Genomic DNA, 11,647 nt, shown 5'->3' on the forward strand with positions numbered 1-11,647 from the left:
CGCGCCGTTTTGATTAGGCAATTCACGCCCGTACATCCCCACTGCGAGAATCGCCAACGGATTCATGGCCTCATCCAGTCGCAACCCTTCCACATAGGGCCAGTCGATCAAGGCAAAACCGGAGCGCTGCCCCGGCATGCTTTTGGGATCCTGCAAGGTTTCGAAGCGGATGAATCTGGCTTTCGAGGTCGGCTCGACTTCCTTGAGCAAGGCCGAGAGCGGAAAACCGATCCAGGGAATGACCATCGACCAGGCTTCCACGCAACGCAGCCGGTAGATTCGCTCCTCCAACCGATACGGCTTCATGAGGTCCTCCAGCGCATACCGCCCAGGCTTGCCCACCTCCCCGTCCACCACTACCGACCACGGCTCCGTCTTCAGCGTGCCGGCATTGGCGGCCGGATCACCTTTGTCTGTGCCGAACTCGTAGAAGTTGTTGTAGTGGGTCGCATCCTTGAACGGCGTGATCGCCTCATCCTTGACGCTGATCGCTCCCCACTGGGTAGCCGGAAGTTTTTCGCTGAACCAGGAAGGCGCCTTGCCGGGCTCGACATCCGGATAACGCACAGCATCGCCAGCGCTGGCCCATTGCGGCAGGCTGCCCAGAGCGAAGCCCGCAACCGTGGCGCCGAGCACTTTGCGTCGAGAAAGATAGAGGGATTCAGGCGTGACGTCCGACTCGTGGCAGTCGGACGCTCTGGGGACTTTGATCAGCATGGTTACTCCGCAGCTTTGGAGGACAGATGCACCCATAGACTGCGGAGTATGAGGGAAATTACGCGCTCTTGTTACGGCGAAGACGTAACAGATATTGAACCGGGCCGGAGGCTGCATAGGCGAGAAACACCAGCAGCAGGATGCGCGGAGGGTCACTGAACACCACTGCGAACACCAGCACCACGGCGAGAATCGCCACGAAAGGCACTCGCCCCTTCAGGTCCAGTTCCTTGAAGCTATTGTACTTGATGTTGCTGACCATCAGCATGCCGGCCGCCGCAACCATCAGCGCAACCAGGAAGGACATCTTGGAACCCTGAATGCCGTAGTCACTGAACGCCCAGACGATACCTGCAACCACACCCGCAGCGGCAGGACTGGCCAGACCGATGAAGTAGCGCTTGTCCGCCGTACCGACCTGGGTGTTGAAGCGCGCAAGGCGCAAGGCTGCGCCCGCCACATAGATGAAGGCGACCATCCAGCCAACCTTGCCCATGTCACCCAAGGCCCAACCGAAGGCCAGCAATGCCGGGGCAACACCAAAGGCAACCATGTCCGACAGCGAGTCGTACTCGGCACCGAAGGCGCTCTGGGTATTGGTCATGCGGGCCACGCGCCCATCAAGACCATCGAGCACCATTGCGACGAAGATCGCGATGGCCGCGAACGCGAAATACTTGCTCGCATTGGCCGAGTCACCGGCACTCAAGGCCGCCTGGGCGCTCATCGAGTTGATGATGGAATAGAACCCTGCGAACAGATTCGCAGTGGTGAACAGATTCGGCAGAAGATAGATACCACGATGCCGGACTTTACGACCTTCGGCGTCATGCCCTTCCTCGACATGTTCATCGATGGGCAGCAGGCTTTCGGCGTCAGAAGCCTGGTTTGGCTCTTCGGGGCGTTCGCTCATGGACATTACCTTGCAACGGGTGGAAAGTTTGGACAGGTGTCTGGGACGACGGTTCGGCCGCAAACGATGCAGCTTTATACCAGAACCGGCCCCCCAAACGAAAAAACGCGGCCTAAGCCGCGTTTTTCGTACAAGCGCGTGACTTAGTTTTTAGCTTTGTCGACGATCTTGTTGGCACCGATCCACGGCATCATGGAGCGCAGTTGCTCGCCGATGATTTCGATACCGTGAGCGGCGTTGTTACGACGCTTGGCGGTCATCGAAGGATAGCCGGTAGCGCCTTCGCTGATGAACATCTTGGCGTATTCGCCGTCCTGAATACGTTTCAGGGCGTTGCGCATGGCCTGACGGGATTCGGCGTTGATGACTTCAGGGCCGGTCACGTACTCGCCGTATTCGGCGTTGTTGGAGATCGAGTAGTTCATGTTGGCGATACCGCCTTCGTACATGAGGTCAACGATCAGCTTCAGTTCGTGCAGGCACTCGAAGTAGGCCATTTCCGGCGCGTAGCCAGCTTCAACCAGAGTTTCGAAACCGGCCTTGACCAGCTCAACGGTACCGCCGCACAGAACGGCTTGTTCGCCGAACAGGTCGGTTTCAGTCTCGTCCTTGAAGGTGGTTTCGATGATGCCGGTACGACCGCCGCCAACGCCGGCAGCGTAGGACAGGGCGACGTTCTTGGCGTTGCCCGAGGCGTCCTGGTAGATAGCGATCAGGTCAGGGATACCGCCGCCCTTCACGAACTCGGAACGTACGGTGTGGCCTGGAGCCTTCGGCGCGATCATGATCACGTCGAGGTCAGCGCGCGGCACAACCTGGTTGTAGTGGATCGCGAAGCCGTGGGAGAAGGCCAGGGTGGCGCCTTTCTTGATGTTCGGCTCGATTTCGTTCTTGTACAGGGAGGACTGGAATTCGTCCGGGGTCAGGATCATGACCAGGTCGGCAGCTGCAACAGCAGAAGCAACGTCGGTCACTTTCAGGCCGTGGGCTTCAGCCTTGGCAACGGTAGCCGAACCTTTACGCAGGCCGACAGTCACGTCAACGCCGGAGTCTTTCAGGTTGCACGCTTGAGCGTGGCCCTGGGAACCGTAACCGATGATGGCAACTTTCTTGCCCTGGATGATCGACAGGTCGCAGTCTTTATCGTAGAAAACTTTCATGAATTTCCCCTATATCAGGCCGTTCAGGCCGTTCGCTAATTTGGTTTAGATGCTGAGTACTTTGTCGCCGCGGGCAATGCCGGTCACGCCACTACGGACGGTCTCCAGAATCGAGGCGGTGCCAATGGACTGAATGAAGCTGTCGAGCTTGTCGCTGGTACCGGTCAGTTGAACGGTATACACGCTGGCGCTGACATCGACGATCTGCCCACGGTAAATATCGGTAGTGCGCTTGATCTCGGCGCGCTGGGCGCCGGTGGCTTTGACCTTGACCAGCATCAGTTCGCGCTCGATGTGAGCACTCTCCGACAGGTCGACCAGTTTTACCACTTCGATCAGCTTGTTCAGGTTCTTGGTGATCTGCTCGATGATTTCATCGTGACCGACCGTGGTCAGCGTCAGACGCGACAGGGTCGGGTCTTCGGTTGGTGCCACAGTCAGGCTTTCGATGTTGTAGTTGCGCTGCGAGAACAGGCCAACCACACGAGACAGAGCACCGGGTTCGTTTTCCAGAAGCAAGGAAATAATGTGCCGCATGATTAGGTACGCTCCGTCTTGCTCAGCCACATATCGCGCATGGAGCCGTCTTTGATCTGCATCGGGTAGACGTGCTCGCTGGTATCGACCGAAATATCGATCACCACCAGGCGATCTTTCATGGCGAACGCTTCTTCCATCTTCGACTTCAAATCTTTCGATTCAGTGATGCGCACGCCAACGTGACCATAGGCTTCAGCCAGCTTGACGAAGTCAGGCAACGACTCCATGTAGGAGTGCGAGTGACGGCTGCCATAGCTCATGTCCTGCCACTGACGAACCATACCCAGAACGCCGTTGTTCAGAATGACGATTTTTACCGGCAAACCGTATTGCAGACAGGTGGACAGTTCCTGGATGTTCATCTGGATACTGCCTTCGCCCGTCACACAGGCGACGTCGGCATCCGGATAGCTCAACTGAATGCCCATGGCCGCCGGGAAACCGAAGCCCATGGTGCCCAGGCCACCGGAGTTGATCCAGCGGTTCGGCTTGTTGAACTTGTAGTACTGCGCAGCAAACATCTGGTGCTGACCCACGTCGGAGGTCACAAAGGCATCGCCATTGGTCACTTCGCACAGGGTTTCGATCACGGTCTGAGGCTTGATCTTGCTGCCGTCGCCCTTGTCATACGGGAACAGGCCGCGATCACCGCGCCACTCGTCAACCTGCTTCCACCAGCTGGCAACGGACTCCTTGTTCGGGGTCTCGCCGATTTCCTTGAGGATCGCGACCATTTCGGTCAGGACACTCTCAACCGGCCCCACGATAGGCACGTCGGCCTTGATGGTCTTGGAGATCGAAGCCGGGTCGATGTCGATGTGAATGATCTTGGCGTTCGGGCAGAACTTCGACGCGCCGTTAATGACACGGTCGTCGAAACGTGCGCCGACAGCGAGGATCACGTCAGCATGGTGCATCGCCAGGTTGGCGGTGTAGCTGCCGTGCATGCCGAGCATGCCGATGAACTGACGGTCGGTGCCAGGGTAGCCACCGAGGCCCATCAGGGTATTGGTCACTGGCAGGTTGAGCATCTTCGCCAGTTCGGTCAGTGGTGCGGAACCACCGCCCAGGATCACGCCGCCGCCCGAGTACAACACAGGACGCTTGGCCGCCAGGAGCATTTCTGCCGCCTTGCGGATTTGACCGGAGTGACCGCGAACAGCCGGGCTGTAGGAACGCAGCTTGGCTTTTTTCGGGAAGACGTATTCGAACTTCTCGGCCGGGTTGGTCATGTCTTTCGGGATATCGACAACGACCGGGCCAGGACGACCGGATTGCGCCAGGTAGAATGCCTTCTTCATGACTTCCGGGATTTCCGACGCGTGCTTGATCATGAAGCTGTGCTTCACGATCGGCCGGGAGATACCGATCATGTCGGTTTCCTGGAACGCATCGGTGCCAACCATGGTGCTAGGCACCTGGCCGGAAATGATCACCATTGGAATGGAGTCCATGTAGGCGGTGGCGATACCGGTGATGGCGTTTGTTGCGCCAGGACCGGAAGTCACCAGTACCACGCCGGCTTTACCGGTGGCACGGGCGTAGCCGTCAGCCATATGGGTAGCCGCTTGCTCGTGACGAACCAGGATGTGGGTCACTTCCGGTTCTTTGAACAGGGCATCGTAGACATGAAGAAGAGCACCACCCGGGTACCCGTAGATATATTTGACGCCTTCGTCACGCAAGAAGCGGACGAGCATCTCACCGCCAGATAAAAGCTCCACGTTGCTCACCTCTAAAACGCCAGAATACCGCCCACGAAAAATGGGACGGGTCTTAATAGGTTTACTTCTCGGCAGAGCATGAGCGACGGTGGTCGCCGACTACGTCAGCACTGACTGAGCAAGTATTGGGATCGTCCCAAGTGTTGCGGGGCTTTCCCACCCAGCGCGAGGTAACGCGTTGCGGGTGTAACAGGTCGACGCGGATATGCGCCTCATGATCTGCTGAGAGGGTCTGCTTCTGGCAGTCCCTGTACAGCGGACTTTGGATTCTTCTGTTTCGGCCTTCGCAAGTCAAGTCGTCTATGTGCTTTATTCTACTAAGCACATGAGAACGCAAGAAAAAACCCGTAAATCCACCCCGTGTTAGCTTTGATTGCGCAACTTTTGGCAAAAAATTGGCACGCGAATGCACTTACCCTGAAACGGCCGACAAAATAGAGAGATATTGTGAACAACTGCCAGCGGACACTGGCAGCTTCTGGCTCAGCGGGACGCGGTGATCAGTTGATCGAATTCTTTGAGCAGCACCTGTAACTGCCGATCCCTACCCTGGACATTGCGCCCGGCAAAGACCATTTCAGCCATTTCCTGAATGCCCGAAGCATTGGGTAGCGGCAAATCCTGCTCGAGGATCATCTTCATGCGTGGCAGGAAGATCCATTGCAGCCATTGCTCGAAATTCAGTGTGTCGACCGAAAACGGCTCGACACTGGAAAGCGCTTCGGCAGAGGGCGGGACTTCATCCCACCACCCTTGCACCCGCAACTCGCGCTCGATCAACAACAGTTGATCGGCGATTTTCAGAAAGCGCACATCCATCACAGCATTACCTTGGCCTTCTGTCGAGCCAATGTCGCGCCCTGGGAGTCACCCTGCTTTTCACGCGCCTGGGCAATCAGCTCCCACAAGTTGGCCTGAAGGGCTGGACGGCCATTGGCAAAGGTCAGTCCACGGCGAGCGAACTGCTCGGCTTGGGCCGCATCGCCCTGAGCCATGCGTACCTGGGCCAGACGGAAAAGCACCTGCGGCTCACGCGGAGCAACGCGCTGGGCGCGTTCGAGGCTGGAGGAGGCACCATTGAGATCACCGCTCGCCTGTTGCTGTTGAGCGGTGGTCAGCAAAGCCAATACCGGGCCGTCCAATTGCTCGTCGGCAGAAAGCCCGCCCGAACTGGCCGATGGAATCCCGCTTGGCGACGACGGCATGCTGTAGCTGCCCGGATTGATCGGCGCCGATTGGACCGGCGACGTGTCAATCGGCCCCGGCGTGATCGGACCCGGGGTAATCGGCGTGGTGCTGATCGGCGTCGAAGTCGTTGCCGCGCCTGGCACCATCACCACTACGCCGCTGTCACCTTGCGGAATCGCCTGGGTCTGCGACTGACCCTGCGCAGGGCGCTTGACGGTCGTCTGGCGGAAACCGCCATTGGCCGAGATCCGCTCACTGTTGGACACGGCGGTGCCGGAATCCACAACCGGAATCGAGCCACGTTGTACGCTAGAGCAACCGCTGAGCAAAGCTACGGCGGCAACCGCTGGAATCAACCACTTGTTCACTTGAAACCCTCTTTGCTTAATTCATCCAGCCCTTGACCCAGTCCATCACCGTCTCGGCAGGGTTTTCACCACCGCAAGCGGCACCGGGAGGCGGTTCGCTGCCGCGAATATACGGCATCTGCACGGCACCCGGGCAACCGGCGTCAGAACCTTGCCCGGTTCGCGAGTCCACCCAGGCCTGAACGACATTATCCGGCTGCGGCATGTCCAGCGGCAACGGGTCGGCCTTGCGCATAAAGCTGGTCCAGACCTGCAAGGCCCCGGTTGCGCCGGTGAATGGCGTCTTGCCGTTGTCGTCGCGACCCAGCCAGACCACCGCCAGCAAGTCCTGGCTGAAACCGGCAAACCAACTGTCTCGCGAATCGTTACTGGTACCGGTCTTGCCCGCCAGGGTCAGCGTCCTTGGCAACGCGTTATAAACCGAGCTGCCGGTACCCTCACGCATCACCCGCTGCATGGCGCTCTGGATCAGGTAAATGGAGGCCGGATCAAAACGCTGCTGAATCTGGAACGGATAACGCTTGAGTGGCTCGCCCTCGGCAGTCAGCACGCTACGAATCCCGCGCATCGGCGTATTGAAGCCGCCGTTGGCCAAGGTCTGGTACATGGTCGCCACTTCGATTGGCGTCATGCCGCCGGCCCCGAGCAACATCGACGGGAAGGCCGGGAATTCACGCGTCACACCCAGGCGCGCCACCGTCTTCAATACGTTCGGCACACCGACCGCCAAACCAAGACGCGCGGTCGACAGGTTGTAGGAATGCGCCAGGCCTTGATAGAGGAACACCGTACCGTGAGAACGACGATCGTAGTTCTGCGGCTTCCAGACCTGACCATCCGCGCCTTTGACCGAGAAGGACTCGTCCGACAGCCAACTGGTCAATGTGTACTGGCTCGGTTTCTCCAGTGCGGTCAGATAAACAGCCGGCTTGATCAGCGAGCCGATCGGCCGTACAGCATCCAGCGCCCGGTTGAACCCGGCAAAACTGGCCTGGCGACTGCCGATCATGGCCTGCACTTCCCCGGTCTCCGGGTTGGTCACGACCATTGCCGCTTCGACGTCATCGGAACCCTTGCGTCCTGCCAGACGCTTGAAGGTGTCGTTGACCGAGGCCTCAGCCTTCATCTGCAGGATCGGGTCGAAACTGGTGAAGATGCGCAGCCCTTCTTCGGTCAAGTCTTCGTCGCGATAGTCTTCGCGCAACTGACGCTTGACCAGATCGAGGAAGCCGGGGAACGAGCTGTCCGCCAGACTGCCGCGCTTGGTCACGCCCAGCGGCATTTTCTTCGCCGCCTCAACCTGCTCGGCGGTCGCGACGCCCTGCTCTTGCAGCACATCGAGTACCAGGTTGCGCCGCTCGAGGGCACGCTCCGGATTACGACGGGGGTTATAGGAAGAAGGCCCCTTGACCATGCCCACCAGCAGCGCGACCTGATGCAGCTTGAGCTCGGCCAGCGGCTGGCTGAAGAAGAACTGGCTGGCCAGACCGAAACCGTGCACCGCACGCTGACCGTCCTGCCCGACAAACACTTCGTTGAGGTAAGCCTCAAGGATTTCGCGCTTGTCGTAGTGCAGTTCAAGCAGCAGCGCCATCATCGCTTCGGTGAGTTTGCGGCTCAGGCTGCGCTCGTTGGTCAGGTAAAAGTTCTTGACCAACTGCTGCGTAAGGGTACTGCCGCCCTGACGCATGCGCCCGGACGAACCGTTGACCCAGATGGCACGGGCGATCGACTTCGGCGAAACACCAAAGTGATGATAAAAATCGCGATCCTCGACCGCCACCAGCGTTTCAAGCAAGTACGGTGGCACCTGATCGATCTTGATCAGAATCCGGTCTTCGAGGTTTTTCGGGTACAGGCCGCCGATCAGCAGCGGCTCCAGGCGCACCACCGACAGCTTCGAGCCTTTTGCCCCCGCCAACTCGGCCACGTAATCGCCGGAGAAACGCACCCGCACCGGTTGCGCCTGCTCCATGCCTTCATAGAACTGGAAGCCACGGGTATTCAGATCAACGGTATTGCCGTTGACCGACGCCGCCCCCGGACCGTTGGCCACGCTTTCGCGGCGATAGCCCAAGGCATCGAGCTCGGTCAGGAAATCATCCCGGCTCAGCTTCTGTCCGACGAACAGCTCGAGCGGGCGCGCGTAAACCTTGGCCGGGATGGTCCAGCGCTTGCCGGAAAACTTCTCCTGGACGATCGCATCAAGGTAAACGGCGAATCCGGCCAGCACCACAAGGGCGACCAGACTGAGTTTAATGGCCCAGCCCAGCCACGGGCGCAGGCCCCTGGAGGGTGGTTTTTTCGGGGTACGGGGAGTTCGAGTACGAGTCATGGCGGCGGATTATACGCACTTTATTCATCCTCAACAGGAGCGCTCCGAGGTTTGCGTCAAGCGGACTTGCGGCCATAATGACGGCCTTGAATTTCCCAGACTCTGAAGGATCGCCTGTGAGCCAGTCCCTGATCGCTGCCCTGCAAAACCCTGCCCTCTACCCGCATCCTGTAGAGGGATTCCAGGTCATCGAGACCCATATTTCCTGGGTACTGCTTACCGGCCCCTATGCCTATAAAGTGAAGAAGCCGGTCAATTTCGGTTTTCTCGACTTCACCAGCCTTGAGGCTCGCGGACACTTTTGCGCTGAAGAACTGCGCCTGAACCAGCGTCTGACCGACGATTTGTACCTCGAAGTGCTGCCCGTCACCGGCAGCGCCGAGGCTCCGCAACTGGGCGGTGAAGGCCCAGCCATCGAATATGTACTGAAGATGCGTCAGTTCCCGCAAAACGGCTTGCTCAGCACCCTGCAAGCCAATGGCGAACTGACCACCGCGCACATCGACGAGATGGCCGAGCAAATCGCCCGCTTCCACCTCAGCGCGCCGAAAGTGCCGGCCGGGCACGAAGCCGGCACCCCGGACAGCGTCATGGCGCCGGTGCGGCAGAACTTCGAACAGATTCGTCCGTTCCTCAGCGATAAAGCCGACCTGTTGCAACTCGACGCCCTGCAAGCCTGGGCCGAAAGCAGCTTCGAGCGCCTCAAACCGCTGCTCGCCCAACGCAAGGCCGAAGGTTTCATTCGTGAATGCCACGGTGATATCCATCTGGGCAATGCAACCGTGATCGACGGCAAGGTCGTGATCTTCGACTGCATCGAATTCAACGAACCGTTTCGCTTTACCGACGTTTATGCCGACACCGGCTTCCTGGCGATGGACCTGGAAGATCGCGGCCTGAAGTGCCTGGCACGTCGCTTCATCAGCCAGTACCTGGAGCTGACCGGCGACTATCGCGGTCTCGAACTGCTGAACTTCTATAAAGCCTACCGCGCACTGGTTCGCGCCAAGGTTGCCCTGTTCAGCATGCCGGCCGACGCCACTGCGGTGCAGCGCGCCACGACCTTGCGCCAGTACCGCAACTACGCCAACCTGGCCGAAAGCTACAGCACCATTCCTTCACGCTTCATGGCCATTACCCACGGTGTTTCCGCTGTCGGCAAGAGCCATGTCGCCATGCGCCTGGTCGAAGCCCTGGGCGCGATTCGCCTGCGTTCCGATGTCGAGCGCAAGCGCCTGTTCGGCGAGCAAACCGTCGAGAATGACGTGCAGGCCGGCATCTATAGCGCCGACGCCAGCGCAGCGACCTATGCCCGCCTCCACGAAATCGCCGACGTTATTCTGCGTGCGGGTTTCCCGGTGGTGGTCGACGCCACTTACCTCAAGCGTGATCAGCGTGACAGTGCAGCGAAGGTGGCCGAGGCCACGGGTGCACCCTTCCTGATCCTCGACTGCAATGCGCCACAGGCCGTGATCGAAAGCTGGCTGGCCATGCGCCAGGCAGACAAGAAAGACCCGTCCGACGCCACCCTGGCTGTTATCGCCGCCCAGCAAGACAGCCGTGAAGCGCTGACACCCGCGGAAATCCTCTGCAGCAAACGCGTCCAGACCAATGAAAGCGGGACGCTCGATACCGTTGTGGAGCAAATTCGCCAGCGCCTGCCAGGGCTGTAAGTAACTATTTCAGTCGTGAGGCCCTCGCTGGCTTCACGACTGTCAAATAGTGGCACTATACTGGCGTCATAAAAACATCAGGTGATGCGACATGAGCCAGCCAAAACTTCTCGACACACCGCTATATGCCCTGCTGCACAAAGACGACATCAAAGGCTTCAACAGTGAACGCCCCAAGGATGGCCCCATCGACATGGTGGGTGGAGATTTCCGGGGGCTGGACCTGCGCGAACTGAATGCCGACGGCGTGGATTTCAGCGACGCCTACTTCCGTTCCGCCGACTTGCGTGGCATCGATTTTCGCAAAGCGAACCTGGAAGGCGCGAGCCTGGCCCACGCGCAGATCTCCGGTACGTACTTTCCAGTGGAACTCAGTGCCGACGAAATCCTGATGTCGATGAACTTCGGCACGCGATTGCGCTATCGCACCCGCTGATCATCGTCGCTGACTGACACGTCCGGCGCCCCGTTGCGCTGGACGGTGGGGATGTTCGCCCTTTGTTTCCAGATTCTTCCCCGCCTCTCTCTCCACTGCGCTCATAGACTTGTTCATACACTGCCAATACTCGTTTCTTAGAAGCATTTGCGTCGTAAACGAGCAAACAATCACGCTTTTCCTACTGATGGCTACACTCCTCAGAAGATTGCCCACGCTCTCCATTCGGCCATCGCAAGGAGGCTTGATGAATGATGAACTGCAACACCTGAAGAATCTTGGCAAGACGTCAGCGCAATGGCTGCATGCCGTGGGCATCCATAGCGCTTCGGACTTGCGTCGCCTCGGGGCGGTGGATGCTTATCGGGCCGTGCGCACGCGCGGTTTTCGGGCGTCCAAGGTGTTGTTGTACGCAATTGAAGGCGCCCTGATGGACGTTCACTGGAATGATATTCCTGCCGAGCGCAAGGAAGCCCTGAACAAACAACTGGAAGCCATCTCTACACGCAACAAGAATTGATCCGACAACTATTTCTGAAGTTTTGCAACCTGGAACCCAATGATTGCGGGGCCTGCAGACACAAATCCGGCAA

The 11,647-nt window shown here is 58.8% G+C and carries 11 protein-coding genes (1 of these 11 cut by a window edge); 3 read left to right on the top strand and 8 right to left on the bottom strand.

Going from position 1 to position 11,647, the window contains the following annotated elements; genetic code table 11:
* The 8 genes from msrP to mrcB form a co-directional block, all read right to left on the bottom strand.
* Window positions 1-717, bottom strand: the 5' portion of a protein-coding gene (gene msrP / locus J4D25_RS21000) for a protein-methionine-sulfoxide reductase catalytic subunit MsrP (protein ID WP_057713286.1). Its footprint begins 297 nt before the window's first position; the window shows 717 of its 1,014 coding nt (coding positions 1-717); the start codon lies at window positions 715-717; the stop codon falls past the left edge of the window.
* Window positions 718-775: 58 nt separating this feature from the next.
* On the bottom strand, window positions 776-1,630 hold the full coding sequence (pssA, locus tag J4D25_RS21005) for a CDP-diacylglycerol--serine O-phosphatidyltransferase (protein WP_007971084.1): 855 nt from the start codon (window positions 1,628-1,630) through the stop codon (window positions 776-778).
* A 143-nt stretch (window positions 1,631-1,773) separates the two neighbouring features.
* A complete protein-coding gene (gene ilvC / locus J4D25_RS21010) occupies window positions 1,774-2,790 on the bottom strand; it encodes a ketol-acid reductoisomerase (protein ID WP_003228216.1) in 1,017 nt (338 codons plus the stop codon).
* Between the two features lie 45 nt (window positions 2,791-2,835).
* The gene (gene ilvN / locus J4D25_RS21015) at window positions 2,836-3,327 is read right to left on the bottom strand and encodes an acetolactate synthase small subunit (RefSeq protein ID WP_003205610.1); all 492 of its coding nucleotides are present in this window, start codon (window positions 3,325-3,327) and stop codon (window positions 2,836-2,838) included.
* A gap of 2 nt (window positions 3,328-3,329) precedes the next feature.
* Entirely contained in the window at window positions 3,330-5,054 is a 1,725-nt protein-coding gene (locus J4D25_RS21020) for an acetolactate synthase 3 large subunit (RefSeq protein WP_057716561.1), read from the bottom strand.
* Between the two features lie 483 nt (window positions 5,055-5,537).
* Window positions 5,538-5,873 (bottom strand): YqcC family protein, encoded by a 336-nt coding sequence (locus tag J4D25_RS21025; protein WP_057713285.1) that lies wholly within the window; start codon window positions 5,871-5,873, stop codon window positions 5,538-5,540.
* On the bottom strand, window positions 5,873-6,610 hold the full coding sequence (locus J4D25_RS21030) for a tetratricopeptide repeat protein (protein ID WP_057713284.1): 738 nt from the start codon (window positions 6,608-6,610) through the stop codon (window positions 5,873-5,875). The genes J4D25_RS21025 and J4D25_RS21030 overlap by 1 nt, the downstream gene beginning before the upstream one ends.
* Window positions 6,611-6,626: 16 nt before the next feature.
* Window positions 6,627-8,945, bottom strand: a complete 2,319-nt coding sequence (gene mrcB / locus J4D25_RS21035) for a penicillin-binding protein 1B (protein WP_057713283.1) — start codon at window positions 8,943-8,945, stop codon at window positions 6,627-6,629.
* A gap of 116 nt (window positions 8,946-9,061) precedes the next feature.
* On the opposite strand from mrcB, the gene J4D25_RS21040 reads away from it, so the two are divergent.
* From J4D25_RS21040 to J4D25_RS21050, 3 genes are all read left to right on the top strand, one after another.
* Window positions 9,062-10,618 (top strand): bifunctional aminoglycoside phosphotransferase/ATP-binding protein, encoded by a 1,557-nt coding sequence (locus J4D25_RS21040; protein ID WP_057713282.1) that lies wholly within the window; start codon window positions 9,062-9,064, stop codon window positions 10,616-10,618.
* A gap of 91 nt (window positions 10,619-10,709) precedes the next feature.
* The gene (locus J4D25_RS21045; RefSeq protein ID WP_008053898.1) at window positions 10,710-11,054 is read left to right on the top strand and encodes a pentapeptide repeat-containing protein; all 345 of its coding nucleotides are present in this window, start codon (window positions 10,710-10,712) and stop codon (window positions 11,052-11,054) included.
* A gap of 247 nt (window positions 11,055-11,301) precedes the next feature.
* A complete protein-coding gene (locus J4D25_RS21050; protein ID WP_057713281.1) occupies window positions 11,302-11,574 on the top strand; it encodes a TfoX/Sxy family protein in 273 nt (90 codons plus the stop codon).
* The last annotated feature ends 73 nt before the right edge of the window (window positions 11,575-11,647 follow it).

The organism is Pseudomonas sp. GW456-L13, assembly GCF_017350115.1.
GTDB lineage: Bacteria > Pseudomonadota > Gammaproteobacteria > Pseudomonadales > Pseudomonadaceae > Aquipseudomonas > Aquipseudomonas jessenii.